We start from the raw sequence: 26,844 nt of genomic DNA on the forward strand, positions 1-26,844 counted from the left end.
TGTCAGTAAGCGCCGGACGGCCGGACGACAGCCCGGAACGTCCGCCAAAGAATCAGGAGGTCACCGGCAAGGGACCAGTTTTCGACGTAGTAGAGGTCCAGCCGGACCGCTTCCTCCCACGGAAGGTCCGAGCGGCCGTTGATCTGCCAAAGGCCGGTGATACCCGGCTTGATCAGCAGCCGGCGGTGGGTGTGGCGCTCGTAGCCGCTGACCTCCCGGTCCAGCGGCGGCCGGGGACCCACCATGCTCATGTCGCCCAGCACCACGTTCCAAAGCTGGGGGAGCTCGTCGAGCGAGTATTTGCGCATCCAGCGGCCGCAGCGGGTCACTCTGGGATCGTCTTTCATCTTGAAGAGCACCCCGGCACCCTGGTTTTGCTGGTTCAACCCCGCCAGCCGCGCCTCGGCGTCGACCACCATGGACCGGAACTTGTACATCCCGAAGACGTGGCCGTCCTTGCCTATCCGGGCCTGCCGGAAAAGGACCGGCCCCGGACTGTCCCGTTTCACGATCAGCGCGAGCACCACGAGGACCGGTGAGAGCACCAGAAGGGCCGCCAGCGCCGCGGCCACGTCCATGATCCGCTTCATGGCGTGTTTGGCCCCGCCGTACTGCGGGATGTCCACGTGCATGAGGGGCAGGCCGTCCACCGGCCGCCAGTGGATGCGGGGACCGGCAACATTGGTCAGTGTTGCTGCGAGGATCAGCTCCGCGGAGGACTCCTCGAGTTTCCAGCCAAGCTCGCGGATGAACCGGTTGCCGCCCGGCAGGGGGCCGGCGATGATCACGGAGTCAGCGTCCACCAAGCGGACTGTTCGGGCGATATCGTCCGTGGAGGACAGGACCGGCACCGTGCAGCCGTCCACCCGCAGTCCTGCGCCGCGGCGTGCCCCCGGAAGGCAGGCGCCGAGAATCTCGTAGACAGCCCCGGACTTGCGGACCTGCTGGACCACGTACCGGACGTCCTCCGGCTCGCCTACCACCACGGCGCGGGAGAGGTGGCGCCCCTTGGCCTTTTCGGCGGTCAGGCGGCGGCGGAATGCCCGCCGGTTGAGCGTCAGGGCCGCCAGGCCCAGCGGAAGGGACACGGTCACGAACGCGCTGGCACCGTGGATGGAAAAGATCACGGCAGCGAGGGCCAGGAGGCCAAAGATGCGGAGCGTGGCAGCGGCCACCCGCTTGTACTCGTCAGCGCCGATTCCAAGCACCCTCGGATCCCTGGTGTGGTAGAGCTCCAGCGCCGCCAGCCAGGTTGCCGTCAGCGCGGCGGCCGCGGCAGCGGCGCCGCCGTCCCTTGGGCCCTCGGGTGAGAAGCCCGCTTCGGAAAGCAGGAATCCGGCATAGGCGGAGAGCATGACCACCACCGCGTCAGCGGACCGGAGGAGGTTGGTGTGCCGGTTGATCCAGGCTGCCGTTGCCTTGCGGGGCCGGGCGTGTGCCGCGGGAAGAAAGGGGGCTGCCGGTGGCAGGGGGAACCGGGTTCCTGCGGCTTCCCCTGCCACCGGCTGCTGTGTTGCCGCCCGCTGTGCAGCAGCGGGCGGAACAAGCCAGTCGAAGGCTGAACGTCGGGTCCTGACAACTGGTATCTCTGCCATGATCACCCTCTCGGTCGTAGCGCCTGTCCCCTGGCTGTGAAGCAAAACTAGCCGCGGAAAGTCGGCTTTGAAGGAGGCCGGCGCGGCCTTTGTGGGTCTTGCAAGGGAAGGCTGTGGAAACTGCGGGTACCGCAACTGAAGGGATTTCGCCTACAAAACGGGCAACACGTAGGGTTCCCTGGCGGCCGGTCCCTTATCCGCCGCGAGGGCGGTGAGCTGGGCCCGGGACTCGACACCAAGTTTTCGGTAGATGGCAGTCAGGCGCACCTCCACGGTGCGCACCGAGACATACAGCGTGGCGGCAATTTCCTTGTTCCGCATGCCGCGGGCCACCATTTTGGCCAATGAGCGCTCATGGTCTGCGAGCATCAGCAAGGCCGGGTTGCCCTGCTGCCGGACCGGTTCCACGCGTTCGTCCAGGAGCAGGGCATCCACGTGCTGGGTCCAGGCGTCCGCTCCTGCCTCGTCGAACATCACCTTTGCCCGGAGCAGGGCGTCCCGTGCGTCGCGCAGCTTGCCAAAGGCGTGGAGCCGCTCCGCGTAGCACATCAGTGTCCTGGCGTGCTCCAGCATGTGCCCGTTCCGGCCCTGGAGGGCCTGGGAGAAGAGCTGCAGCGATTGTTCGCCGTCGGCCAGCATGGCGCGGCTCCGGGTTACGACCATCATCAGCCAGGGGGAACGCAACCCTGCGGAACGGCCCTCGAGGCGCATTAGCGCCTGGGTGGCCTCATGGTGCCGGCCAAGGCGGATGAGCACCTCCACCAGATCGGCCTCGCACCGCAGGAGGGTGGGGTTGCCGAACCCCATGCCGATCTCGACGGCCCGCGACAACTGGGCAACGGACTCCGCCAAGTCACCGCGCAGCAAGGCAAAATGCCCCTGGCATGCGGCGAGCTGGGCAGTAAGGGCCGGGTGGCTTTCCGTGCCCGCATAACGGTGGGCCTCGACGGCGTGCGCCTGGGCACGTGCGGCATCACCCGTGGCGTAGGCGCGCCAGACCCGGAAGTAGTGCCGTACCCCTCGGTGGTATTTGATCTCCGGTTCGGTGCGGTCCAGGTCGTCGATCAGCGTGACTGCGGCGCGGACGTTCCCCGCCCTGATTTCGTTGTCGACTGCCATCAGGGCTGCGGTTTCGCGCCAGTTGACGTGGCCGGGTTCGGCCGAGCCCCGGAGCATGGCAAAAGCTTCCTGGGCGCTTTCATAGTGCTCGGCGTAGGTCAGCGCCCGGCCTTGGACCAGGAGCCCGGCAACCCGCGCGGTGCCGGATTGCTCGTACTTGGAGGCAAGGTTCGCGGTGTTGCCGCTGATGGATTCCACGAGGGTTGCGGCCCGGCCGGCAATAGCCAGGCACTGTGCGGAAGCGGAGCCTTTGAAGCCGCTGCCGCACCGGAGGAGTTCGGCCGCGTCCTTCAACTCCCACCGCTCGGCGTAGTAGAGGGCTCCGATGGCCAGCAGGCTCGCCGCGTAGGCGGGATCGTGCTGGCCGAACTCTTTCACGAGGCGCAGCACCATGCTGGAGCGCACGGCGGCGCCCTGGGCGAACTGGATCTCGAAGGACAGGCCGGTAAGCCGCAGGATCAGCGCCGGGTTCCGGGTCACCCGCTGCGCCCATTCCAGGTAGCGCCGGGCATAGACAAATTCACCCCGGTTGAACAGGAGTTCCGCCAGCGTGGTGAGCCGTGCCGCCGTTTCGGCCTCCCAAGGATTGATGGTCAGTGCCCGTTCGATGTACTCCACTGCGAAAACCACCTCGCCGCCGCGGATCAGGTCGACGGCGTGCCGGAGCAGCTGGAATGGGGTCTTGCGTTCCAGTGCGGTGAAACTCAGGTGCCACCTGCGGGCGTAGGGGTCGGTGTTGTTGGCTGCTTCCGCCAGGGCGCGGTGGTTGGCGGTGCGCACCGCAGGGGTCATGGCGTTGAAGACGGCTCCCCTGAGCAATTGGTCGCTAATCCCGAGGTGCGGCCCGGTGCGCTTGACCAGGCCGGCGCTGAGGAGCTCGTCCACGCTGGTCCACACGTCGTGGTCGATCTTTTCGATCGTGGAAATATCGCTGCGGTAGGACAGCGCCAGCAGGTCCAGGACGCCGCGGGCGCCGGGGGTCAGCGCACCCACCGCTGACGCGTGCTCGGCGTCAAAGCTTCCCACCGATGCGAGCGGGACGGGCAGGGCGTACTTTCCTTCAGCGTGCCTGTCCATGAGCTGCTTGTAGAGTTCGACGGCGGCAAGGGGGTTGCCGCGGGTGGCTGCGGCCACCGCATGGGCGGCCGCCGTCGTGGTCCGCTTGGTGGGGATGCTTTCGAGCACCCGCACGGTGTCGCTGTACGTGAGCGGGCCAAGCTGCAGCACGGGCAAGCCGCTGAAAGGGCCTTCGGGCAGGTCCGCCCGCAGTCCGAAGACCAGGACGACGTCGGTGCCGGCGAGCCGGCGGGCCAGGAACCCGAGGACTTCCTGGCTGCTGTGGTCCAGCTGGTCGGCGTTGTCGATCACGATCACGGTCCGGGACGACGAACGCTGGTGCAGGCCGTTCAGGAGCATGCCGGACACGGCGGGAACGTTCAGGTCTCCGGCGGTGTCGCGGAGAAGATCGTCGGCGATCCGGTTGAGGACCGGATCGTCCATGTTGTTCAGGAGCGCCGTCAGTCCGGACAGCGGCCAGTCCGATTCGGCGGCGCTGGCAGCCATGAAGACGGTCCGGTAGTCGGACAAGGTGGGGATTTCTGCAAGCAGGGCTGATTTTCCCGTGCCCCTGTTGCCGGCTATCGCCAAGGCAGCTTCCTTGGGTCCGCGGACGACGGACAGGATTCGGTCCAGTTCTTTGTTCCGGCCCACTAGCGGCATGGCGTTCCCCATTCGTCGAAGAAGGAGACCGCATTCTTGCACTGCCAATTTAAGGTTGATTCACGCGCCCCAGCGCGGGTTCATCCGGTATGAGTGAATATAGCCCCGGAATGAACCATTCCACCACACCGTTACCGCTGGATTTCATCAAGATTTGGCACGGAAATTACTCAAGAATGCGTCAGTATGCATTTGGTGCGAAATTTACTTCGCCATTTTTTGTATTTCGCCAAACGGCAAGGAGCGGCCCCGGGGCCGGTATGGATCCCCGGAACCGCTTCCCTTATCGCTCGTCGGGTATGCCTAGGCGGCCGGCTTAAGCGCCGTTCGCCAGGCAACGATCGCGCGGGCAGCACTCAACGTCCAGGTGGCTGTTCCGCTGGCCCCCGCCGTCGCCTGCGGTTTGTCCGCCTGCTCGGCAACCTGGCCGGCCGCGGCCTCCCAGCGTTCGGTCCAGCCCGATGGCGCGGTGACCACCGGGGCGCTGCAGTCGCAACCCACTCCGCCGATCAGCATGGCGCCGTTGGTGGCCGTGGTGATGCTGCCCACCGTGATGCTGGTGGCGGAGTAGCTGGTGTCAGCCGCCGTCACCACCGGGCTGTCCAGCGGCGCGGTGTTGTTGACTCCACGGTATGCCGTGATGCCGCCACCCCATTTTGCCGCTGAACTGAGGGTCCAGTTATAGGTGGCCGGGTCGGCGGCGCCCACCACTTTGTAGAAGGCGTAAGCCCGTGCTCCGGAGGTGGAGGAACTGTTGATGGACTGCCCGTTGACGATCGCGGTCCAGCCGGCAGGCGCCGTCAGGCCGGGATTGAGGTCCACGGTGATGGCGGCAACCAGGACGTCACCGGCGGAAGTGCCGGCGGGAACTGCCAGCGAAGCCGTGGTCACGGCGGTGCCCGAGTTCGCTGTGTTGGCGTTCACCACCGTGATCCCGCCGGATGTCGGCGGTGGTGGTGTGCTGGTGACGCTGATAGTGGCCGTCGCGGAGGACGAACCCGTGCTGTTGGTGGCCGTGAGCTTGGCGGTGTAGGTGCCGGCCGCCGCGTAGGAATGGGCGGGATTCTGGATTGTTGCCGTGCCGCCGTCGCCAAAGTCCCACGCCCAGGACGTGGGCGTATTCGTGGACGTGTCCGTGAAGGTGACGTTCAGCGGCGCCGTGCCCGTGGTGGGGTTGGCGGTGAACGATGCCACCGGCGCCTGCCCTGCCGGCGGCGGAGTGCCGCCCAGGGGCCGGTCGGAGAACCAGTAGCGCTTGGCCACGTTGTCGCTGGCCATGACCACCAGCCCGGTGGTGTTGTTCACGCTCTGCTTGCTGGTGGTGACGTCATTGATGTTCGACGACGACGCAGCCTGCATGATCGGTGTGCCGCGCCCCGATCCAAAGACAGGATTGTCCATGGAGGCGGTCTTCTCGTAGATGCTGCCGGCGACGCCGGAGAACGCGCAGCCGGACACCGACGTGGGCGGTGCCGTGTGGAATGCCCGCACCAGGTTGTTCTGGGTGTCCAGCACGATCTGTGGGCGGGAGACGCAGTCGCCGGTGGTGGCAATGGTGGACTGGGTGAAGGCGCCGGTGCCCGGCTTGAAGACCAACAGGACCAGCTGCGGAAGTGTCTTGTTGGAGGACGTGTCATTGAGGCTCGTCTTCACTGCGGCGAACACCCGGCCCGAGGTGTCTGCCTGCAGGGTCTTGAGGTTCAGGTGGTCATCGGCCTGACCGTTGCCCCTGATTGCCGGCTGGAGTTTCCAGTTGGAGTTGGCGGGCTTTCCGTCGGCGTGCGTGGCCCACCACATCGTGTCGGTCCGCTGGTCGCTCCACATGACGCCGATCTGGCCGCCGCCGAATGCCACCACGGCCGAAATGTCATCGGGCGCCGGGTTGGGGCTGGCCACCGGGAGGATGAACGGGGTACCCCACGTTGCGCCGTTGTTGCTGGAGTAGTTCACGTAGACGGTGTTGGTGAAGCCGGACGTCGAGTTCCCGCCCACCTGCGTCCACGTCGCCCAGATTCCGCCGATGGAGTCCGCATCGATCGTCATGGATTCACTTGAATTGTTGGTGATCGTGGTGGGAAAACCGCTGTCCAGCGTGTACTTGCCGCCTGAATAGCTGTACCGGTAAAGCTTTGCCGGCTGGCCGGAAAGTGATGGCTTGGGAGTGCCGTCGGTGCTGACGGTCACCACATGCGAGGCGATGAACAGATGGGTGCCGTCCCAGAACGTATCCGCGAGGGTGCTGCCCCGGGTGTCGTTCACGACTCCGGTATCCACCCAGCTGTTGGAGGTCCGGTCCAGCCGGTAGATACTCCATCCGGTGCCGGTCTTCCACATGTCCGCCCACCAGGATCCGTCGTTCCACCACAACTTGCTCTGTGGTTTGTCCGATGTGGGCGGGTTCGCCACCCCGGAGTAGGCCATGCCTTGGGTGCCGTAAACGGTGTCGGCCACAGCGGCACCGGGTACGCCGAGGATGGAAGCTGCGAGAACGAGTGCGACGACGAGGGCCTGGCCCATCCGATGGGGGAAGTGTCTGAGCTTCATAAGGGAACTCCTGGGGCATGAGGAAAAGTTCAGGGGACGTATGCCCGTTGGCCCAGAAACAAAGAGCTCAAGCCCCCAAGTACCGAGAAGCGTAAGCCTGAACGCCGCCGTGGGCAATGTAGGTGGCTTACCTAAATGGGGGTTTTTGCACTCCCCCTACCTAATGGTTTCGGGCGCGCAGTAATCCCCTATACCTAATCGGAACGGCAAACACCGAGCCCTCTACTTGCCTAACAGGGGGTAAACCCCGGGTAAAAAGTGAGTACCTACTACTCGTGATACCCGGATTAGGTAGGGGGTAGTCTGCCGGGAACGGCCAGAGGATTGGCGATGGGTTGCTGGGGGATCAGCGACCAGACCATGACCGGATCAAGCGTATGTGCCGCGGCGAAACCGCCGGCGGCATTGTCCAGAATCCGAACTGTCATGAAGTGGTGAGGCAATTGTCGATTTCGCCCCAACTGCCGGCTTTGTTTTCCCAGCCGGGACTCTTATTTCCACAAGCTTCAATCAGCGTTGTTATTCCCACGTTGAACGAGGAAAAGAACCTTCCCTGGGTTCTGCGCCGGATGCCCTCTTACGTCGATGAAGTGGTGATCGTGGACGGGCGTTCGCAGGACAACACCGTCGAAGTGGCCAAGGCGCTTCGCTCGGACGTCGTGGTGGTCAACGAACCCCGGAAAGGAAAGGGCGTGGCCCTTCGTTCCGGCTTCGCGGCCGCCAGCGGGGACATCATTGTGATGCTGGATGCCGATGGCAGCATGGATCCGCAGGAGATCGGGTGGTTCGTGGCGCCCCTCCAGCACGACTTCGATTTCGTCAAGGGATCCCGGCACGTCACCGGCGGCGGGTCCGAAGACCTGACCCGGCTGCGGAAGGCCGGCAACCGGGCACTGACGGGACTTGCGAACGCTGTCCTGCACAGCAACTATTCGGACCTCTGCTACGGCTACATCGCTTTCCGGCGCGAATGCCTGGAGGTGCTGGAGCTTGAGTCCGACGGTTTCGAAATCGAAACCGAACTCATCGTCCGGGCCGCCAAGGCGGGACTGCGGATCGCCGAGGTCCCCAGCCTGGAGCTGGACAGGATCTCCGGCGCCTCCAACCTGCAGACGTTCCGCGACGGGTGGCGCGTGCTGCACACCCTGGCCCGGGAATGCGCCGTGTGGGAGGCCCCCACAGCCGGAGCACGCCCCGAGGCCCTCCGCCGCGTGAAGTACACCTACTCCAACGTCCGCTTCCCGCGCCTGCCCGTGGACCCGCACAGCGTCCTTACTCCGGCGGTGAGCCACCATGCTTGATCGCATGAAACCCCTTTCCGTGACGGTGGTGATCTGCGCGTACACGTCGGCGCGGTGGGGGATGTTGCTCGATGTCATCGAGTCGGTGCGCCAGCAAACCCTGGCCCCGGACCAGGTGCTGGTGGTGGTTGACCATAACGAGGACCTGTACGAGAGGCTGGTCGAGATCGTCGACGACGTCACCGTGGTGGAGAGCACCGGGCAGGCCGGTCTGTCCGGGGCACGCAATACCGGCGTCGGGCTCGCTGAGTCGGACATTGTCGCCTTCCTTGACGACGATGCCGAGGCAGCGCCGGACTGGCTCGAGCGCCTGGTGGCGCTGTACGACGATCCGGACGTTTTGGCCGTGGGCGGCAAGGTGGTCCCGCTGTGGGAGGCCGGCCGGCCGGGCTATTTCGCGGAGGAACTTGATTGGATCGTGGGCTGCAGTCACCGGGGCATGCCGCGGGTGGCCTCCGAAGTCCGCAACGTCATCGGTGCCAACATGTCCTTCCGGCTCGAGGTCCTGCGCCAAGTAGGCGGATTCAACCTCTCGCTGGGACGCAAGGGCACCTTGCCGCTGGGCTGTGAGGAGACCGAAATCTGCATCCGCTCCCAGATGGGGTCGCCCGGCTCGCGCATCGTGTACGAACCGGCGGCGCTGGTCCACCACCACGTCCCCGCCTCCCGCGGAACGTTGCGGTACATGATGTCCCGCTCCTGGTCCGAAGGGCTCTCCAAAGCCCAGGTCAGCCAGTTGGTGGGCCACAAACGGGCCCTCGGGCCCGAGCGCCGGTACGTGCGCAGCGTCCTTCCGCGGGCGGTGTTCACCGGGCTGCGTTCCTGGGGCCGCGACGGCAGCGCCGACGGGCTGGGCCGTGCGGGGGCCGTGATTGCGGTGCTTGCCTGCACTGCGGCCGGGTACTTCCAAGGGCGCCGCCTCCAACACTGGACGGGCCCCGATGAGGCGGACGACGCCCTGGTTCCGGCCGGCGGTCAGTGGAGGGAAGTGCAATGAGCGAGGGCGCCAGCCGTGTGCTTGAGGGGCTTCAGGGCGAAGCACTGATCCTGGTGCCCGCCATGGAGTCCGTGTTGCCTCCGGTCTGGCCGGGGGCCCGGTGGATCGGGTCAGTGGACCTGGAGGATCTTGCGGATTGCTCGCACTTTGAACTGGAGAACCATGCCGGATACGAACGGGCACGGCTGTTGGTGCGCGCGTCGGGGGTCGTGCGGGGATTCGTCGACGTGCCGTCGCCGTCGGGAATCGTGGATCGGGTTGTATTCGAGGACGCCTTGGCGGCCTTGCCACGTGTCACTTCATTCCCGCCGGCAGTGACGGCCCCGCACATCACAGTAGTGGTGTGCACCAGGGACCGCACGCCGCAGCTGCGGGCGGCGCTGATGACCATCCTTGCGCTCGACTATCCCCGCTTCGACGTGGTGGTGGTTGACAACGCACCGGCGACGCACGACACGGAGGAACTGGTGCGCCGGGACTTCAGGGACAAGCGCGTGCGCCTGGTCACCGAACCCGCTCCCGGCCTGTCCAACGCCAGGAACACCGGCCTGGAACACGCCAGGGGAAGCCTGGTGGCGTTCACGGACGACGACGTGGTTGTCGACAGGTCCTGGTTGTGGGAGATTGCCGCTGCGTTCGAAGCCGCTCCCGAGGCGGCCTGCGTCACCGGCCTGGTCCCGGCAGGGGAGCTCAGGACCCCCACCCAGGGCTACTTCGATGCGAAGGTGAGCTGGTCGCGGAGCCTGGTGCCGCGGGTCTATTCCCTGGCAGACCCGCCCGAGGGGCTGCCGAAGTTCCCGTTCAGCCCGGGGGCTTTCGGGACCGGAGCGAACTTCGCCCTGAAGCGCCACGCCGCCCTCACCCTCGGCGGATTCGACCCGGCCTTGGGCGTGGGCACCCCCACGGGCGGCGGCGAGGATATCGACATGTTCACCCGGGTCATCCTGGCCGGATATGCCCTGGTGGTCCAGCCGGCAGCGATCGTGTGGCACCGCCACCGGGACGGACTCGAAGACCTCCGGGTGCAGGCCCGCGGGTACGGCACCGGGCTGGGCGCATGGATGACGAAAGTGATGATGGACCCGCACACCGCCAGGCTGGCGCTGGCCAGGAGCTGGGGCGTGGGGATGGAATACCTGGCCCACCAGCACCCTGCCCGGCCGGCTCTCCAAGGTCCACCAGCCCACGGTTCCCTCGAAGCCCAGGTGGCCAGGCTCGCCTGGCTGCAGATGTTGGCCGTGGCCGTGGGCCCCTACAAGTACCTGCAGTCCCGCCGGACAGCCGGCAGTTAGCAAACACAGTCCACCCAGTGCTGGTGCGGAGAAACCCTCCGCCAGTGGCAAGCCAACCCAGGAGTTGAAACAGTATGGCGCTTCTTATCAGGGGTGACGTCTCCGGTCCCATGAACTCCCGCACGTCGCGCCGGCGCAGGCCCGGATACGCCGATTACGCCCTGGCCTTGTTGAGCACCGTGACGGCGGCCCTGATCCTGTTCGACATCGGGGGTGAGACCTTCGCCGGCGCCAAACTCCTGGCTTGCCTGGTCCTGCCCGGCTGGGCGCTGGTGCGGTGGCTCCCCAGTGTGGACCCGGCAGCCCGCCTGGTATTCACGCTCGTTGCCGGCGCTACGGCCTTCGCCCTGACCGCCGCGGCCATGGGTTGGCTGCAACTCTGGAATCCCCGGCCCGCCGCCGTCGGGATCATGCTGGCAGCCGCCGTCGCCCTCCTGGTTCCCGGCCCGGAACGGATCCGGGCTGCCTCCTCCCCGCTGCCTCGCCCGCAACCCGGCACCTATGCGCCGTGGCTGGTCCTGGTCGCCGCCATGGGCATGTGGGTGGCCTCCCTTGCCGCGACTAACCCGCGCCTGGGTGACTTAGGGCTCCTGACTGCCTTCCCGGTGACCTGGTACGCCGCGCTGGCGCTGGTCGTGGCCCTGTGCATCTGGAGCATCTCGCGGCAGCGGATGCATTCAGGCTGGCTCGCGGGAGCCTCCCTGACCGGGCTGGTGGTGATGTTGTACTCCTCTGCCGGGCTGCTGACCGCCGTCCCGCGGCTGCCGTGGACGTACAAACACATTGCCGTCACGGACCTGATCCAGACCACCGGGCATTTCGATCCCAGCATCGATATCTACAACCGCTGGCCCGGGTTTTTCCTCTTCAGCGCCTTCCTCGGCGAATCCAGCGGATACCAGGACCCCATGGCGTACGCAGGCTGGGCTGAACCGGTGTTCGCGCTCATGAGTGTTGCGCTGGTGCTCGCAATCGCCCGGGCCCTGACCCGGAACCCGCGGATCTACTGGACCGCCGCCCTGGTGTTCACCCTCACCAACTGGCTCAACCAGAACTACTACTCACCGCAGGCCTTTGCCTACACCCTGCACCTGACGATGTGCCTGGTGATCCTGACGTTCCTGCGCGGCACACCAGCCGGCTGGGTACTCAAGCTGGAGCGCCGGGTGGCGGCCCGGCTCGCCAAGTCCGGGGCCCAGGTGGATGAACCCCCAACGTACAGCGGCCTGCAGCAGGCGCTGGCCATCGTTGCGGTCCTTGTCCTGCAGGCAATGATCGTGATGAGCCACCAGCTGACTCCCTACCTGGCCATCCTGGGGCTCTTCCCCCTGTTCCTGACCCGCTACTTCAAGCCCGCCTGGGTTGCACCGGCACTTCTGCTGATGGCTTTGCTCTACCTCCTGCCCAACGTCGATTTCGTAGCGGGCAAGTACGGCCTTTTGAGCGGCTTCGATTTCTTCGCCAACGCCGGGTACAAGGCGTCCAACGGAAGTCCCGGCCCCTCCCTTCTCTCCGGTCGGTGGCTGGCCCGCGAGGCGCTCGCCCTGTCCTTGTTCACCGCACTGCTGGCCGGTCTTGGATTCATCCGCAACATCCGCCTGGGCAACATCCGCACCACCCTGATCGTGGGGACGCTGGCTGCAACGCCGATCCTTGGGCTTTTCGGCACCTCCTATGGCGGCGAAGGCAGGCTCCGCGTGTTCATGTTTGCCCTTCCGTGGCTGGCCATCGGCGCGGCGTGGTTCCTCTGGGCCGGCAGGGTGCCCACCAGGAGGACGGTGGTAGGGGCAGCGTCGGCGGTCACGGTCCTGGCGGTCATGTTCACCGCGGTGTATTTCCAGAACGAGGCCAACGTCCGGGTGCCCGCGGCGGATGTTTCGGCCAGCCGCTGGCTCGATTCGAACGTCCGGAAGGGCGATGCGGTGGTGGAAACCAACTACCACCTGCCGCTCCTGATTGGCCCGCACTATTCCTTCTACCTCCGCACCGGCCAGTTGGTTTCGGTTGCCTCCAAGCTCCACAGTTCCACCCAGCCCTTCACCGGGGACGACATGGTGGCCTATGTGGACAAGACCCGGGCCGGAGCGAACCTGCGGGCCTCGGACCGGCTGTTCGTTGTGGTCTCCGACCTCCAGCAGCGGACCTCGACCGGTGTCCTGCGGCAGTTCTCCAAGGATGCCATGGTCCCGTTGGAGCACGACCTGGACGTATCCAAAGCCGCACAGGTTGTCTTTGAGAACAAGTCGGTGCGTATCTATGAGGTTTCCCGTGCTGACTGGGGCAACTAGCGGCCGGGTGTACCAACTGTCGCTGGTCACGGCGACGTCCCTTTCCCTGGTGGGGGCGGCCCTGCTGGCCCTGCATGCCGATTCATCGCAGGTCAACGGGGCGCCCCGCGGGGACCTGCCCTCCTGGCGCCAGACCATGGTCCAGGACTTCAACGTCGCTGCGGCACCAGGGGCCGTAGGCGGCGTCTACGGCCAGGACATGCGCGGTTACGACGGACTCTCCGATTCCTCAGGGTTCGGAACGTACACCCCTGACCAGGTCTTGTCGGTCCACGACGGCTACCTCGATTTCCACCTCCACTATTCGAACAACCGGCCGCGGGTGGCCAGCGTCATCCCGTTCGGGTACTCGGGCCAGACTTACGGAAGGTATTCCGTCCGGTTCAGGTACGACTCCATTCCGGGCTACAAGGTGGCATTCCTCCTCTGGCCGGCCAGCGACGACTGGAACGAGGGAGAGATCGACTGGCCGGAGGGCGCCCTGGACGGGTCCCTCTACGGAAACTCCGCGATCAAGGGAACCCGGACGCCGACCGGCATGCAGTTCGACCCCGGTGACAGGCGCTATTCGGCGGGCCGGCCGGGGCAGTGGCACGTTGCCACCATCGAATGGCGTCCCGGCCTGGTCCAGTGGTTCCTTGACGGGAAGCTCGTGGACCAGACCACCAAGCCGGCGGGAGTGCCGGACACCCCCATGCGCTGGACGCTCCAGGTGGAAACGGCCGACGACGGCTCCAGTACCTTCCCCGCCCCCGGCACTGCCGGACACCTCCAGGTCGATTGGGTGGTGCAGTATGCCTACACACCCTAGGCCCCCCGAACACCTTTGCCCCGTACCCCCGGAGTTGGCTCCGGCAACCGATTGGAGGGTGGCGCCGTGGACGTCCTGAACAACCTGCCGGCCGGTGGTGCCGCGACGGAAATCCTGCGTGTCCATCCCCGGCTGGCCGCGGTCTTCGATGCCCTCGATGCGTGCAGCTGGCCGTGGTTGCTGCTCCGCGGCGGAGATGACCTCGCCCTGCCGGCCGGCGACGTGGACATCCTTGTGGACAAAGGCGTCTTGCCCGTTCTGGATGGACTGCTGGCTGCCGCGGGGTTCTGCCGGGTCCGGGCGCCGGGCCACGGCAGCCACAGGTTCTACTTCCACTATGCGGTGGATGACGGGGCCTGGATCAAGCTCGATGTCGTCTCCGACCTCGCGTTCGGGCCCTACCAGCAGTGGCGCACCCCGTGGGCGGCCCGCTGCCTGCGCCGAAGGGTGCGCCGCGGAACGCACTGGATGCCGGACCCTGCCGACCAGGCATGGCTGCTCCTGCTCCACCTGTTCATGGACAAGGGCAGCATTTCCCCGGAGCGGCACCCGTTGGCGCGTGCCGCAGCAAGGACAGCGGCCGACGGCGGGCGCATCGCGGAGTCGGTCAGGCGCCGGGTGGGTGCCGGGCTGGTGGCCGAGATGGTGGAATCGGTCCTGGACGGACGGTTCGACGACGTTCCCGGGACGGCGGCCCGCATGCGTGCCGCTTGGCGCGGCGGCTTGAGCCCGCGCCTGATTGCGGGAGCCAACAGGGTGCTGAGGCATGCCGGGGCCCAAGTCCGCGGGCACACTCCGCTGCTGGGCGTCATGGCACCGGACGGAGCCGGGAAGACCACGTTGCTCAACGGCCTGCACGCCGACGTTCCGCTGCCTACCAAGTACGTTTACATGGGCCTGTGGGGAGCCGGCCCCTGGGACAAGGTCCTAGGCCGGATCCCCGGCGGACGGACCGGGAAGAAGATCTACCGGCTGGTGCGCGGCGGAGTACTGGCCAGGTTCTACCGCCGCATGGGCAAGGTAGTGCTGATGGACCGCGTAGCGTACGACGCGCTGCTGGGCGGCTCCGGCGGCGGACCCCTGGCCGGGATGAGCAACGCACTCGCGCTGGCGGTAATCCCGGCCCCGGACGTCCTCCTCGTGCTGGATGTACCCGGCCCCGTGATGTTTGAGCGAAAAGGCGAACACAGCCCGGAGCTGCTGGAATCCTGGCGGCAGGACTACCTGAAGCTGGCCGGGCGCCTCCCCGGCGGCCGGGTGGTCGATGCGGCGCAGCCGGCGGCGGCCGTCCAGCGGGTGGCCACCGGCATTGTCTGGGAGACGTTGTCCCGCCCTGCCGGCACCCGACCGGCCACCCGACGTCGCAATCCCGGTAACGGCAGGAGTCCTGCTGCGCAGGAAAGTGTGGCCCCGGTGGCCCCGGCGGCTCCTGGCGCCGGCGCGGCAGAGGCCCTGGCCCTGCACCTCTGGCGCCTCCTGGACTGGCGATTCCTGATTCCGGTCCTGCAGCCCCGCAACCTTGGTTTCGCCGGACAGGTGAGCCAGGAAACGGAGGCGGCGCTGCGGCTCTTGGACCCGGAGGCCGTCCGCCTGGCCGGCCCGGCCGGCGCGTCATGCGACGTGGTGCTGCTGGCATCTCCGGGCCGCGGACACGTGGAAGCCGCCGGCCTGGCGCTGGAACCCGGGGGATGGATTTGCGTGGAAGCCAGCCGTTCGTTGCTCCAGCGCTCCGGCCCCCGGACGCTCCGGGGATGGAAGCGGACACTGGAGCGCCGCGGATACCAGGACGTCACCCTCTACTGGAATGCCCCCAACCGTGACCGCACCGCCAGGCTGGTTCCGGTCCGGTCGGGCGTGGCCATCCGTGACACCTTGGCGCTGCGGAAGGATGTGCGGTTTGGAGCGCTCAAAGCTGCCGCGGCCCACCTGGCCCTGGCACTTCACGTCTTCGACCTCATGGTTCCGGAGGGCACCGTCACGGGCAGGCGTCCGGAAGGGGGAGGCCGGCCATGAGCTTCGTCGACCAGTTCCTCCGGGAGCACTTCGAGGAATTCGCCCTTGACCGCTACGGCCTTGGCAGCGGGTGGGAAACGCTGCTGCTGACCCCGCGCTTCACCACCTCCCGGCACGTGGTGGCCCTGGTTTTTCCGGCCCGTGGAAGCGAACCCGCCCTGGTGGTGAAGATCCCGCGCCAGCCCGGAGACAGCAGCGGAGTCAGGCGTGAGGCCGCCATGCTGGACCAGCTCTCAGCCGCCGTCGACAGCCCGGGTGTTCCACGCCTGGTGGGAATCCGCGACGAGGGACCGTACACGGTCCTGGTCGAGACGGCATTGACGGGTATTCCCCTGGATCCGCGGAAGGTGGCCGCGGACCTCCCGGCTGCCGTCGCGGCCGGGACGGGCTTTGTGGGGTCCCTGCCCTGCACCCATGCTGCAACGGACAACCCTGACTGGTACCAGCGCGCCGTCACCGCCCCGCTGGCGGCCCTGGAGCGGCTGGCCGGACCGGACGCCCAAACCGGCCAGCTGGTTGAGCGTACCCACGAACTCCTCGAACCCCTGCGTGCCGCCCGGCTCCCGGCCGTCATTGAGCACGGCGACCTGAGCCACCCCAACCTGCTGGTCAAGCCCGGCAGTGGCCTGCAGGTCATGGACTGGGAACGCTCCCTGACCGACGGCGTCCCCGGCCACGACCTGGTGTTCTACCTCCAGTACCTCAGTGAGTCCAGCGAGCAGGCGTTCGCCCGGGACGCCCAGGTCGCAGCCTTCGACAAGGCATTTGGCCCCGGGGGTTGGGCGCTGGACCCGCTTTCGCGCCACCTTGGCACGCGGGGAGTGGAAGGCCTCGCTGCTGCCGCTGCTGGTGATCACCACCTGGGCGCGGTCCACGGCAACGCTCGCCGACCGCCTGGCACAGGAAACGGAAGCCGATCCGTCGCAGGGCAGGGACAAGGTTCGTGCCGCACTCCAGGCGGACCGGGACTACTGGCTGTGGCGCCACGCCGTCACAGCCGCCTAGGAAACGGCGCCGCCCGGGACACGCCGGCCTTTCGGCGGCGCCCGGGAAACGACAGCGGCCCTTGGGAAACCGCCGGGCTCAGGACGCGTGGTCGCGTGCCGGACCTGAGGGTTCGTGGCGGCGCTTGAAGAGCCCCAGGATCTCGTCGTGCAGGTCCCGGTAGCCGAACCGCAGGACAGCGTAGACCAGGCCCACGCCGGCAACAACCATGACGGCGAGCGTCAGCACCGGTCCCAGCGCATGCCGTGACAGGTTGAACAGGCCCACCAGGGCCACGGCCGCCCCGCACGCCAGGCCGGGTGCCGCGGCGCGGAGCATGCGGCGCATCCTTGTCCCCATGACCCTGGCGGCTACGGCCTGCATACCAAAAGCGAAGACCACCGCCACCACCATCTGGGCACACGCGACACCAACGATGCCCCAGCGCGTGGCGAAGACCAGCGCAGGGAGCAGGACCACCAGGCGGACCACGGAGATCCAGATGGAAAGCCCCGGCCTGCCCAGGGCTTTATAGACGTCATTCGCTCCGGCGCCCAGCGATCGAGCCGCCGCGTACAGGGCAAGGAACACCAGCGGCGTCACTGATTCCTCCCACTGCTGCCCGAACAGGACCGGCACCAGGACCGGAGCCACCACGGCAAGTCCCACCCCTGCCGTGATGCCGTACAGGGCCTGCACCGTGACGCTTTTCAGGTACCCGTCACGCAGTCGCTGCCGGTCACCGCGGACTTGCGTATACAGCGGAAACAGGACGGTGGACAGCACGAAGAACACGTTGAGGATCAGGGCCTCCGGGAGCCGGAAGGCGAGCGTGTACAGGCCCAGCGCATGGGCCCCCAGGACGATCCCGATCACCAGGTAGTCGACGTCGAAGATCGCCCTGGCCAGCATCGTGCTCCCAGCAACAGGAGCACCAAAGCGGATGTTCTCGCCCAGGGCACTCCTGCTGACGCGCCAGAGTTGCCACGGCGCCTCGTGGCGGACCAGGAACCAGCAGGTGGCAGCGTAGGCCACCGAGCCTGCGGCCGTTCCGACGGCGAGCGACCACGCGCCGTGGCCGGTGAAGGCCAGGTACAGGGTCACCGTCCCCATGGTCGCGGCACGCAGCACCGGAGCGGCGGTGAGTTGCCGGAACTTCAGGTCCCGGCGCATGATCGCTTCCGGAACGGCGCCGCAGGCCGTGGCCAGGACGGAGACGCCGAGAACCCGCACCAGGGGAGCCACGCCGTCGAGCCCGATGAGGTCTTCCACAGCATCGGCCGCGAGCACGGCGGCCAGGGCCAGTACGGTTCCCAGCGCCACCGAGAGCAGGAGCGCTGAACGGGCAATCACCTTCGTTTTGGGCAGATACACCAGTGCCTGGCCCACCCCGGCATCGGCGATGGTCTCGGCGTATGCCATGAGGACCAGCGCCAGGGCTACGAGGCCATACTCTTCAGGAGAGAGGAGCCGGGCCAGCACCACGGTGGTGACCAGCACAATGATCCGCCCGGAGGCAAAGGCCAGCCCCTGCCACAAGGCTCCCCGGACTCCCCTGCGTTCCAGCTCGCCGGGCGCGTAGGTCACAGTTGCCTTGACGTGCCGGATAAGTCCCCGGCAGGGGATGACGCGGCCACGGCCGCCCGCACTTCGGCCAAGTACTCCGCGGCCACCGTGTCCCAGGAGCGGACGGCGCCGGCGGCCTGGTCCGGTACGCCGCCGGGGGTTACGTGCGGCGGCCGGGGTGCCCTGAGATGTTCTACGACCTTGCGGACCATCGCGTCGTGGCCGGCCTCGACGGTGAGCAGGGGGTGCGGCGGAAGTTCACGTGCCGCCACCGGGGAGGCCACTACAGGCAGCCCGGCGGCAAGGGCCTCAAGCACGGAGTTTCGGATGCCTACGCCGTGTTCGTCGGGGAAGACGGCGACGTCGGCCCCGTTGAAGACATCCGGGAGTGAGGGCACGTTGGCCAGGATTTCGATGTGTGGACCGGCCAGCGCCTGGACTGCCGCCGTGGGTTGCCGCCCGGCGATGACGAACCGTGCCTCCGGGACCTCCCGCCACACGAGGGGAGCGATACGGGTGGCCAGGACCGTTGCGCTGTCCACGTTGGGGGCGTAGTTGAGGCTGCCCGCGAAGCAGACCACCGGCGCCTTCCGGTCCGGACGCGGCCCCGCGGCCACGCTGGTTCCGTTGGGGATGCTTTTCACGGACCGGCCGAGCTTCGCGGACCAGGCTGCAGCGTCCTGTGCCCCGACGGTCAGCAGCCGCGCCCTGGCGGGCAGCGACCGTTCCGCCCGTTCGGCGAGGTGCTCGCGCAGCCGGTAGGCCGGCCGGAGGGAGCGGGCAATATCCGTGTCCATGGCGGCCCGGATGGACCAAGGGTCCACCGTTTGCAGCACCACGGGACCGGCCACATGATGCGAAAGGAAGAGGGCGTGCGGGCCATGGATGAGGGTGGCCTCACTGCTGCCGGACAGGGTGGCTGCCGCTGCCCGCGCTGACGGCGTGGAGCGCCGGTGCTTTCCCAGGCCGGCGAGGCCGCCGAAGGAGCGGACAAATGCGGCGGGGTCGTCCCGCGGGGCTATTTCGTGGACGGTTTCGCAGCGGGCCCGGACCTCCGCCGGAACCGGGACAGGGCCGGAAAACGTCAGCAGCGTGACGGCAACATCCGCGGGAAGGTGAAGGATCACTTCGTACGGGATCATGGAGCTTCCATCACCGAGTTGCGGGTCCCGGTTTGGCACGCTTTCCGTCACGTACAGGAGCTTCATTGCAAGAGTGTACTGGATCACACTCGGGTGGCAGGGTTGCTCTGGGCAACTTTGTGGGGAACCGCAGGAAGCCAAAAAGGGCGACGGCGGGAAGTCCCGCCGTCGCCCTTTCCAAGGGGGGCGCGTGGCCGGCTACTGCCAGGCGCGGACGTAGTCCACCAGGAGTTGGGACTGCGGGCCGTACACCGGGTTCGTCGATGAAGCGCCGACGTTCAGCACGATGTACTGCGGGGCGTTTCCGTCGTCCGTGGGGTAGGACTTGACCTTCACGCCGTCGAAGTAGACGTCCGACGAGTTGGCCATCCGGTGCAAGCCGAAGGTGTGGTATTCGTTGGCCCAGTTGCCGCCAACGCCACCCTGGTTGTGTGACCCGGAGCCGGAGTGGTAATTCACGGTCATCTTGCCCTGGAGGACCTCCGCGATGTCGTTCTCGCCGGTGGCGGGCCAGGACTGCCCGGTGGTCCAGAACGCGGGCCAGTTATAGAGGCCGTTGGCGTTGCCGGGGAACCTGATGCGGGCCTCGACGTACCCGGTGGTGAACTGGTACCCGGTGCCCGCTCCACCCTTCGGGTTCGTGGAGACCAAGGACCCGGAAGACGAGGAGGCAAGGCTAAGGGCCAGGTTGCCGTTGGCCACGGAGACGTTGGCTGGGTTGGTGGCCACCTTGTTCATGGTTCCGCAGTTGGGGGAGAACCAGCAGTTGGACCACTTACCGCCGTCCAGGCCTGAACCGTTGAACTCGTCAGCGAAGGTCATGGTCCAGTTTCCGGGGACCCCTGCGGGCATGGGCGTCCCGCTGTTGGCCAGCGGTGCCGAGGCTGGTGCCACGGCGATGGGGGACTGCGGTGCAGGAGCCGCAGCGGCCGGAGCCGGGGCGGGTGCCGCGGGAGCCGGCGCCTGGGCCGGAGCCTGCTCTGGTGCGGGTGCGGGCGCGGGTGCGGCTGCCGGTGCCGGGGCGGGCGCCGGAGCGGACTGGACTGCGGCCGACGGGGTGGGCTGGACCTGTACCTCGCTGCCGGCCCCGGCGGCGCTGGCCACCCGGGATACGTCGGCAGCTTCATTGCCGTTGGCGACGCCGAGGCCAAGGGAGGCTGCGCCGAGGACGGCTGCTGCCAGGCCGGCGGCCAAGGGCAGGCGGCGGGAATCTCTGGATGTCAAGAACTGACGGAGCCCGGCCGATGGGGTCTCATTCTGATGACGGCGGGCGCGTTTGGCGCTCAATTTGCGGGATGCGGGCATGGGGAATTTACCTCTCAACGCCGGCGGGGTTAGCTGTCGGGTTCGAATGCTGCCATTCGGCCGCGGATCGCGGCTTCACCCCGAGGGCAGGCGGGAGCCATACCCGTGACACTTGGGTCCCCCGCCTCTGCCTTGGAACCTGAGGGATCGCGGAAGCGGCAGAGTTGGGCGTCTTCCGGGATTGGGGCCGGCTGGGGCGGCCCACCCGAAGACCGTACACGAAAATCCCTGCGGAATCACAATTGGGTAACGGAAGCGGCGCGGTGGGCGTGGCGTCCCGCGGTGCACCCGCATAGACGTCTATTGGCGAACGGCACACTCCTGCGTTTTCCACATAGGTGTCCGGTCAGGCTGCTCCTGCCACATCACGCGGCTAGCCTTGAGTCAAGCGCGAATCGCCTATCAGGTCCAGATGCACTAGGATATTGAAGTCTGTGCTGCGTCCTGCCTCCGTATTGGTGGCAAGGCACTGTGCAGAATCGCAAATGAACCTCCTGTTACGGAAATGCCGTAACCGCTTAGCCCAAAGGAGGTGGGTTCACATATGCGTCCTTACGAATTGATGGTAATCATCGACCCCGAGGTCGAAGAGCGTACCGTTGAGCCGTCGCTTCAGAAGTTCCTGAACGTCATCACCAACGATGGTGGAACCATCGAAAAGGTTGACATCTGGGGCCGTCGCCGTCTGGCTTACGAGATCAAGAAGAAGTCCGAAGGTATCTACGCCGTGGTGAATTTCACCGCCAAGCCGGAAACCGCCAAGGAACTTGACCGCCAGCTGTCTCTTAACGAGACCATCATGCGCACCAAGATCACCCGCCCCGAAGAGCAGAAGGTTGTTGCTGAGTAATCAGCACCAAAATTCATTCTTTACCCCGCAGGAACGCACTCTTCACCCAGGATCGAACAAGGAGGCAGTAGATGGCAGGCGAGACCACCATTACGGTCATCGGTAACCTCACCAATGACCCGGAATTGCGGTTCACACCGTCCGGTTCCGCAGTAGCGAACTTCACCATCGCTTCCACCCCCCGCACCTTTGATCGACAGTCCAACGAGTGGAAGGACGGGGAGACCCTGTTCCTCCGCGCCGCGGTCTGGCGTGAAGCTGCCGAGAACGTCGCCGAATCCCTGACCAAGGGCATGCGCGTGATCGTCACCGGCCGCTTGAAGAGCCGTTCCTACGAAACAAAAGAAGGCGAAAAGCGCACCGTCATCGAGCTTGAGGTCGACGAAATCGGCCCCAGCCTGCGCTACGCCAACGCCAAGGTCAACCGCACCCAGCGCTCCGGCGGACAGGGTGGGGGCGGCGGCAACGGCGGCGGTGGCTTCGGAGGCGGCAACCCTGGTGGAAACCAGGGCGGCAACTCCGGTGGAGGCTGGGGCGGCGGCAACCAGCAGGCTGCACAGGACGATCCCTGGGCCACGCCCGGCGTGTCCAATGCAGGCGGCTGGGGCAACGGCCCCGATTCCGAACCTCCCTTCTAAAACCCAAACAACGGCCCGATGCCGGGAATGCCCGGGAGCCGCAAGGCACCCAAGGTTTTGCCGCCGTCGGACCACCACCATCCCGTGGATCAATATCCACGGGCTCCCTAGAATAGGAGCTCCACGATGGCTAAGGCTGAACTCCGTAAGCCCAAACCAAAGTCCAACCCCTTGAAGGCCGCTGACATCACTGTCATCGACTACAAGGACGTAGCATTGCTGCGCAAGTTCATCTCCGACCGCGGAAAGATCCGCGCCCGTCGCGTCACTGGCGTCACGGTGCAGGAACAGCGCAAGATCGCCCAGGCAATCAAGAACGCCCGCGAAGTTGCTCTGCTGCCTTACTCCGGCGCTGGCCGCGGCTAAGGAAGGGATTAACTAACATGGCAAAGCTCATTCTGACCCACGAAGTAACCGGTCTCGGTGCTGCTGGCGATGTTGTCGAGGTCAAGGACGGTTACGCACGTAACTTCCTGCTGCCCCGCGGCTTCGCCCTGACCTGGACCAAGGGTGGCGAGAAGCAGGTTGAGTCCATCAAGGCTGCCCGCGCCGCCCGTGCGCACGCTTCTGTTGAAGCTGCACAGGCACAGGCCCAGGCTCTGTCCTCCAAGAAGGTCAAGCTCGAGGTGAAGGCCGGCGAGTCCGGTCGTCTCTTCGGCACCGTCAAGCCTGCTGATGTCGCTGCCGCAGTCGAGGCTGCCGGCCTCGGTGCCATCGACAAGCGCAACGTTGAACTGCCGAACCACATCAAGTCTGTCGGTTCGTACACGGCCAACGTCCGCCTGCACGAGGATGTTTCCGCTGTCATCGACCTTGAGGTCGTTGCCGGAAAGTAGTTTCCGCACCGCAGTTCAATGGCCCCCGCCCGGGATTCCGGTGCGGGGGCCATTTGCGTGCAAGGTCACTGCCGGGGTTTCCAGCAGCCGGCTGCGGGCGCCATAGGCTTGGGTGCGGGCCGCTGTTACTGGCCTGCACCACTCCACCGTTTCCACGGAAGGTCACCCAGCATTGCCGTTCCTCTTCGTCAGCTGCATCCTCCTGCTGGCCGCAGCCGTCAGCTTTGCGACCGACCGGAGGCGCCTGCGGAACGGAGTCTTCCTTGTCTCAGGGGCAGTCATCGGCTGGCTTGGGCTCCTCCTGGTCTCCGGCAACAACTCCAACAACTCCGTCCCTGTCCTCATAACCGTGGCCTTGGGCCTCCTGCTCATCCTCTCAGTGCCCATCCTGGCCGTGTTCCTTGTCCTCAACGGCCTCATCATGCTGCGCCGCGAAGGCCGCAGCCTGGCAAACCTGCTGTCCCTGCTGGCAGGGCTGGCCGTGGTGGCCGTTCCCCTTGTCCTGGCCGCCCTGCAGACGGCCGTACCCGCGCTAAGGGCGCTCACGTCGGCGGCTGCCCTGCTGACCGGCTACGTGGGCTTCGTGTTCGTCAGCTATCTGGTCTATTCGCTGATTTACTCGCACCTGCCGCCGCGCCGCCATCCCGAATACGTGGTGGTGTTGGGTTCCGGCCTGGCCGGCAGCTCGGTTCCGCCCCTGCTGGCCGCCCGGCTTGACGCGGCGGCGCGCCTGTACCGGGGCAAGCATGGCGGGTCCATCAGGGCTCTGATTCCGAGCGGCGGGCAGGGAGCCGATGAACTCCTCGCCGAAGGGACAGCGATGGCCCGCTACCTGCAGGAGCAGGGTGTTCCTGCCAACAGGATCATCGTGGAGGACCGGGCAGCCACCACCATGGAGAACCTGCACTTTTCGCGCGCGCTGATGGAGCGGCCGGACGCGCCCGTCACGGTGGTCACCAGCAGCTACCACGTGTTTCGCGCGGCCATGTTCACCCGGCGCGCGGGCCTGCGCGCCCACGTCACCGGGGCCAGGACGGCGGGCTACTTTATCCCCAGCGCGTTCCTTCGGGAATTTATCGCCATCCTCGCAACCTACCGGTGGATCAACCTGGGCTTTTGTGCTGTGCTCACCGCCGTTCCGTTGGCCGCCATGGCCCTGCCGCTGCTCCCTTCCTAGGACCGGCAGTCCGCCCGGCGGGCCGGTGGTAACCTGCTCCGGTGAACCCGACACCCAGCAGCCGTCCTTTCCACCAGGTGGATGTTTTCGCCGGCAACGCCTACCGCGGCAACCCGCTCGCCGTCGTCCTCGATGCCCACGGTCTTGACGCGGCAACAATGCAGCACTTCGCGAACTGGACCAACCTCTCCGAAACCACCTTCCTCTTGCCCGCGGAGGATCCCCGCGCCGACTACAAGGTCCGGATCTTCACCGGGAGCGAGGAGTTCCCGTTCGCGGGGCACCCCACGCTGGGATCCGCACATACCTGGCTGCAGGCCGGCGGAGTTCCGAAGTCCAGCGGCTTCGTGGTCCAGGAATGTGGTGCCGGTCTGGTCAGGATCAAGCGCGACGCCGGCCGATTGGCTTTCGCCGCACCGCCCTTGACCCGCTTTGAGGCCGTGGACGAGCCCCTTCGGCGCCAGTTGGCTGTCGCCCTGGGAATCCCGGCCGGTGACATCGTGGACGCATCCTGGCTGGTGAATGGGCCGGAGTGGATCGGTGTCCTGCTGGGGTCTGCGGACCAGGTGATGGCGCTCGTGCCGGATCCGGTGGCCATGGGGAACCTGAAGGTCGGAGTCATCGGGCCGCATCTGTCCGGAGGGGACGCCGACTTTGAGGTGCGGACGTTTATCCCGGGTGATGCGATGGTGGAGGATCCGGTGACGGGCAGCTTCAACGCTGGGGCCGCCCAGTGGCTTATTGGTAGCGGCAGGGCACCCCGGCGCTATGTCGCCGCGCAGGGTACCGTCCTGGGCCGGGCAGGGCGTGTACATGTCACCGCCGAGGACGACGATGTGTGGGTGGGCGGAGAGTCCACTACCTGCATCCAGGGCACCGTCCTGCTTTGATGCGGGTCACGGGAATACATGAGGAGGTACCGCGGTTCAGGGATATAGATGCAAATGCATGTATGATCGAATGAACGAGCACCAGGAGAATGCCATGGAAACCCGCCGTATCACAGTCCTCTCCGCCGGTCTTGGCGTCCCGTCGTCCAGCCGGCTGCTGGCCGACCAGCTGGCGGCCGCTGCCGAGCGGCGGCTCACCGCCGGTGGCCACGAGGTGCTGGTCGACGTCGTCGAACTCCGGGACCTCGCCGTCGACATCGCCAACAACTTCGTCACGGGATACGCCGCACCGCGCTTGGCGGAAGTCATCGCCGGGGTGGAGGCGTCGGATGGGATCATCGCCGTGACGCCGGTCTTCAGCGCCTCCTACAGCGGCCTCTTCAAATCGTTCTTCGACGTCCTGGACCCCAAGTCCCTGGACGGCAAGGCTGTCCTGCTGGGCGCCACCGGAGGTACCGACCGGCACCAGATGGTGCTGGATTACGCCTTGCGCCCGTTGTTCAGCTACCTGCGCACCCGCACGGCCGCCACGGGAGTCTTTGCCGGGCCCCAGGACTGGGGAACCGCGGAAGAGGGTGGCTCGTCGCTGGCCGACCGCATTGAGCGCGCTGCCACCGAATTTACCCTGCTGTTGGAGGGTCCCCAGCCGGGCCGGAAGCCCGCACCCCTGGAGTCCCTGCCTTTCGAGCAACTCCTGGCCGGAATCGCCGGACCGCGCTAGTCGTCCAGCAGCGCGATGAATTCCCGGGCCTGGACCGGGGAGATGTCCGAGTGGCGCGTCAAGGCGGTAACGGCAGCCTCGGTGTCCCCGCTGCGGGCCAAGGAGCGGATCCGGCCGTAGATTTCGTCGTTGAGCATATTGCTGCTCACTTCACGGGTCACGTCGCCCTTGCTGGCGATGGCGCGGTAGCGGTAGGGGAAGCGTTGTGGCTCGTCATCCTCCTGCACAGCCTCTACCGGCTCCTGCTGGCGGTAGGGCTGGGGGTGTGCCGCCAGGGCGCCGACGGCGTCGCGCGAGGCCCGGAGTCCCTCGCCCGTGACCTCCCGGTACAGCCTGATGGCGGCCAACGGCTGCCCCTGCGCGATCATGGCGTACAAGCGACGGTGTTCGCTTTCTGACAACTTGCCGGCAGCGGCGCGGGCCAGTTCCGTCGCCTGGTCCTGTGCCGGGCCGGCCGGCCGGGACGGGGCTCCTCCATCTGACGCCCTGCGCCCGCGGACTGCGCGGTAGGTCACGATGACCCCCGCAACGACGGCGAGCAGGATAAGGACCGGGACCACTAGGGATTCCATTTTTTACGAGCCGTTCTGTGTACTTCCTGGCGGTCGCCAAGGCGGTTGCGTTGCCGGCTGTCCGTCCAGCCAAAGCCATACCTAGAGCTTAATCCAGAACCCGGTTATCCACAGCAATATTCACCGTGCTGCATACTGCAGCGTTCCCCTGCCGGTCAAGCTCCGCCAAGGGAATATGAGCAGCGCCACGCAGGCGGATGCCGGCATGCCGCGACCGGCCCCAGGCCGGTTCCGGCCTGCGGGTGCGGGCGCCGAACCTGTGGATGAAATTCCTGGAAAGAAATATTTACTCCACATGCTGGTGAAGATGTTTCCGCAGGTCAGAGGGCTTTTAGGAGGTAAAAAAATTCTGTATCCACAGACTTCCCCACAGGCTGTGCACAAGCTATGCCCCGTAGTGCACAGGTTATCCACAGCAGTTCCGGCGTACTGGCTTTGCCGCTGGACCGGGGGCGGCTACCGTAGCGGGGTACCTGTTTTTCAC

Annotated in this window: 21 protein-coding genes and 1 riboswitch; of the genes, 14 read left to right on the plus strand and 7 right to left on the minus strand. The window is 66.5% G+C overall.

Annotated features, from left to right (window positions below):
* Positions 1-2 precede the first annotated feature (2 nt).
* From AC4EEO_RS19245 to AC4EEO_RS19255, 3 genes are all read right to left on the minus strand, one after another.
* Positions 3-1,595, minus strand: coding sequence for a sugar transferase (locus AC4EEO_RS19245; protein WP_243835521.1), 1,593 nt, complete (start codon positions 1,593-1,595; stop codon positions 3-5).
* Positions 1,596-1,745: 150 nt separating this feature from the next.
* On the minus strand, positions 1,746-4,433 hold the full coding sequence (locus tag AC4EEO_RS19250) for a helix-turn-helix transcriptional regulator (protein ID WP_491328949.1): 2,688 nt from the start codon (positions 4,431-4,433) through the stop codon (positions 1,746-1,748).
* 303 nt (positions 4,434-4,736) lie between these two features.
* On the minus strand, positions 4,737-6,977 hold the full coding sequence (locus tag AC4EEO_RS19255) for a PKD domain-containing protein (protein ID WP_491328948.1): 2,241 nt from the start codon (positions 6,975-6,977) through the stop codon (positions 4,737-4,739).
* Between the two features lie 434 nt (positions 6,978-7,411).
* Between AC4EEO_RS19255 and AC4EEO_RS19260 the strand changes: the two genes are divergently transcribed.
* The 7 genes from AC4EEO_RS19260 to AC4EEO_RS19290 all read left to right on the plus strand — a co-directional run bounded on the left by AC4EEO_RS19260 (position 7,412) and on the right by AC4EEO_RS19290 (position 16,812).
* Positions 7,412-8,278 carry a glycosyltransferase family 2 protein gene (locus AC4EEO_RS19260; RefSeq protein ID WP_231369907.1) on the plus strand — a complete coding sequence of 289 codons (867 nt, stop codon included), beginning with the start codon at positions 7,412-7,414 and terminating at the stop codon, positions 8,276-8,278.
* A 4-nt stretch (positions 8,279-8,282) separates the two neighbouring features.
* On the plus strand, positions 8,283-9,275 hold the full coding sequence (locus AC4EEO_RS19265) for a glycosyltransferase (RefSeq protein ID WP_018762858.1): 993 nt from the start codon (positions 8,283-8,285) through the stop codon (positions 9,273-9,275).
* Positions 9,272-10,567, plus strand: coding sequence for a glycosyltransferase family 2 protein (locus AC4EEO_RS19270; protein ID WP_018762859.1), 1,296 nt, complete (start codon positions 9,272-9,274; stop codon positions 10,565-10,567). The genes AC4EEO_RS19265 and AC4EEO_RS19270 overlap by 4 nt, the downstream gene beginning before the upstream one ends.
* Positions 10,568-10,641: 74 nt before the next feature.
* On the plus strand, positions 10,642-12,855 hold the full coding sequence (locus AC4EEO_RS19275) for a hypothetical protein (RefSeq protein WP_491328947.1): 2,214 nt from the start codon (positions 10,642-10,644) through the stop codon (positions 12,853-12,855).
* Positions 12,836-13,666, plus strand: a complete 831-nt coding sequence (locus AC4EEO_RS19280; RefSeq protein ID WP_491339507.1) for a glycoside hydrolase family 16 protein — start codon at positions 12,836-12,838, stop codon at positions 13,664-13,666. Before AC4EEO_RS19275 ends, AC4EEO_RS19280 begins: the two co-directional genes overlap by 20 nt.
* 66 nt (positions 13,667-13,732) lie before the next feature.
* Complete coding sequence (locus AC4EEO_RS19285) at positions 13,733-15,679, plus strand: hypothetical protein (RefSeq protein ID WP_109044825.1); 1,947 nt, start codon at positions 13,733-13,735, stop codon at positions 15,677-15,679.
* The gene (locus AC4EEO_RS19290) at positions 15,676-16,812 is read left to right on the plus strand and encodes an aminoglycoside phosphotransferase family protein (RefSeq protein WP_491339508.1); all 1,137 of its coding nucleotides are present in this window, start codon (positions 15,676-15,678) and stop codon (positions 16,810-16,812) included. Before AC4EEO_RS19285 ends, AC4EEO_RS19290 begins: the two co-directional genes overlap by 4 nt.
* Here the strand turns inward: AC4EEO_RS19290 and AC4EEO_RS19295 are convergent.
* The 3 genes from AC4EEO_RS19295 to AC4EEO_RS19305 form a co-directional block, all read right to left on the minus strand.
* Positions 16,763-18,250, minus strand: a complete 1,488-nt coding sequence (locus tag AC4EEO_RS19295) for a lipopolysaccharide biosynthesis protein (protein WP_491339509.1) — start codon at positions 18,248-18,250, stop codon at positions 16,763-16,765. The two genes, AC4EEO_RS19290 and AC4EEO_RS19295, sit on opposite strands and share 50 nt — an antisense overlap.
* Entirely contained in the window at positions 18,247-19,437 is a 1,191-nt protein-coding gene (locus AC4EEO_RS19300; RefSeq protein WP_491339510.1) for a glycosyltransferase, read from the minus strand. The genes AC4EEO_RS19295 and AC4EEO_RS19300 overlap by 4 nt, the downstream gene beginning before the upstream one ends.
* A 132-nt stretch (positions 19,438-19,569) precedes the next feature.
* Entirely contained in the window at positions 19,570-20,595 is a 1,026-nt protein-coding gene (locus AC4EEO_RS19305; protein WP_491339511.1) for a glycoside hydrolase family 16 protein, read from the minus strand.
* A gap of 85 nt (positions 20,596-20,680) precedes the next feature.
* Positions 20,681-20,850: riboswitch (cyclic di-AMP (ydaO/yuaA leader) on the minus strand.
* A 370-nt stretch (positions 20,851-21,220) separates the two neighbouring features.
* Between AC4EEO_RS19305 and rpsF the strand changes: the two genes are divergently transcribed.
* From rpsF to AC4EEO_RS19340, 7 genes are all read left to right on the plus strand, one after another.
* On the plus strand, positions 21,221-21,526 hold the full coding sequence (rpsF, locus tag AC4EEO_RS19310) for a 30S ribosomal protein S6 (RefSeq protein WP_013602900.1): 306 nt from the start codon (positions 21,221-21,223) through the stop codon (positions 21,524-21,526).
* Positions 21,527-21,597: 71 nt separating this feature from the next.
* Positions 21,598-22,164, plus strand: a complete 567-nt coding sequence (locus AC4EEO_RS19315) for a single-stranded DNA-binding protein (RefSeq protein ID WP_491339512.1) — start codon at positions 21,598-21,600, stop codon at positions 22,162-22,164.
* Positions 22,165-22,290: 126 nt separating this feature from the next.
* Complete coding sequence (gene rpsR / locus AC4EEO_RS19320) at positions 22,291-22,530, plus strand: 30S ribosomal protein S18 (protein WP_003800144.1); 240 nt, start codon at positions 22,291-22,293, stop codon at positions 22,528-22,530.
* A 17-nt stretch (positions 22,531-22,547) separates the two neighbouring features.
* Positions 22,548-23,000, plus strand: a complete 453-nt coding sequence (rplI, locus tag AC4EEO_RS19325; protein WP_018762867.1) for a 50S ribosomal protein L9 — start codon at positions 22,548-22,550, stop codon at positions 22,998-23,000.
* A 172-nt stretch (positions 23,001-23,172) separates the two neighbouring features.
* A complete protein-coding gene (locus AC4EEO_RS19330) occupies positions 23,173-24,177 on the plus strand; it encodes a YdcF family protein (protein ID WP_491339513.1) in 1,005 nt (334 codons plus the stop codon).
* Positions 24,178-24,218: 41 nt separating this feature from the next.
* Positions 24,219-25,067 (plus strand): PhzF family phenazine biosynthesis protein, encoded by an 849-nt coding sequence (locus AC4EEO_RS19335; RefSeq protein ID WP_018762869.1) that lies wholly within the window; start codon positions 24,219-24,221, stop codon positions 25,065-25,067.
* 94 nt (positions 25,068-25,161) lie between these two features.
* Complete coding sequence (locus AC4EEO_RS19340; protein ID WP_491330873.1) at positions 25,162-25,788, plus strand: FMN reductase; 627 nt, start codon at positions 25,162-25,164, stop codon at positions 25,786-25,788.
* On the opposite strand, the gene AC4EEO_RS19345 is transcribed toward AC4EEO_RS19340, so the two are convergent.
* Positions 25,785-26,360 carry a hypothetical protein gene (locus tag AC4EEO_RS19345; protein ID WP_491328941.1) on the minus strand — a complete coding sequence of 192 codons (576 nt, stop codon included), beginning with the start codon at positions 26,358-26,360 and terminating at the stop codon, positions 25,785-25,787. The genes AC4EEO_RS19340 and AC4EEO_RS19345 overlap by 4 nt on opposite strands.
* Positions 26,361-26,844: the final 484 nt, after the last annotated feature.

This window comes from Pseudarthrobacter sp. MOO13 (assembly GCF_058267655.1).

Bases quoted from the DNA above. Each gene is read 5' to 3' on its own strand.
- AC4EEO_RS19245 (WP_243835521.1), bottom strand. From the start codon at position 1,595: ATGGCAGAGATACCAGTTGTCAGGACCCGACGTTCAGCCTTCGACTGG.
- AC4EEO_RS19250 (WP_491328949.1), bottom strand. From the start codon at position 4,433: ATGCCGCTAGTGGGCCGGAACAAAGAACTGGACCGAATCCTGTCCGTC.
- AC4EEO_RS19255 (WP_491328948.1), bottom strand. From the start codon at position 6,977: ATGAAGCTCAGACACTTCCCCCATCGGATGGGCCAGGCCCTCGTCGTC.
- AC4EEO_RS19265 (WP_018762858.1), top strand. From the start codon at position 8,283: ATGAAACCCCTTTCCGTGACGGTGGTGATCTGCGCGTACACGTCGGCG.
- AC4EEO_RS19270 (WP_018762859.1), top strand. From the start codon at position 9,272: ATGAGCGAGGGCGCCAGCCGTGTGCTTGAGGGGCTTCAGGGCGAAGCA.
- AC4EEO_RS19275 (WP_491328947.1), top strand. From the start codon at position 10,642: ATGGCGCTTCTTATCAGGGGTGACGTCTCCGGTCCCATGAACTCCCGC.
- AC4EEO_RS19290 (WP_491339508.1), top strand. From the start codon at position 15,676: ATGAGCTTCGTCGACCAGTTCCTCCGGGAGCACTTCGAGGAATTCGCC.
- AC4EEO_RS19300 (WP_491339510.1), bottom strand. From the start codon at position 19,437: ATGAAGCTCCTGTACGTGACGGAAAGCGTGCCAAACCGGGACCCGCAA.
- rpsF (WP_013602900.1), top strand. From the start codon at position 21,221: ATGCGTCCTTACGAATTGATGGTAATCATCGACCCCGAGGTCGAAGAG.
- AC4EEO_RS19315 (WP_491339512.1), top strand. From the start codon at position 21,598: ATGGCAGGCGAGACCACCATTACGGTCATCGGTAACCTCACCAATGAC.
- rpsR (WP_003800144.1), top strand. From the start codon at position 22,291: ATGGCTAAGGCTGAACTCCGTAAGCCCAAACCAAAGTCCAACCCCTTG.
- rplI (WP_018762867.1), top strand. From the start codon at position 22,548: ATGGCAAAGCTCATTCTGACCCACGAAGTAACCGGTCTCGGTGCTGCT.
- AC4EEO_RS19340 (WP_491330873.1), top strand. From the start codon at position 25,162: ATGGAAACCCGCCGTATCACAGTCCTCTCCGCCGGTCTTGGCGTCCCG.
- AC4EEO_RS19345 (WP_491328941.1), bottom strand. From the start codon at position 26,360: ATGGAATCCCTAGTGGTCCCGGTCCTTATCCTGCTCGCCGTCGTTGCG.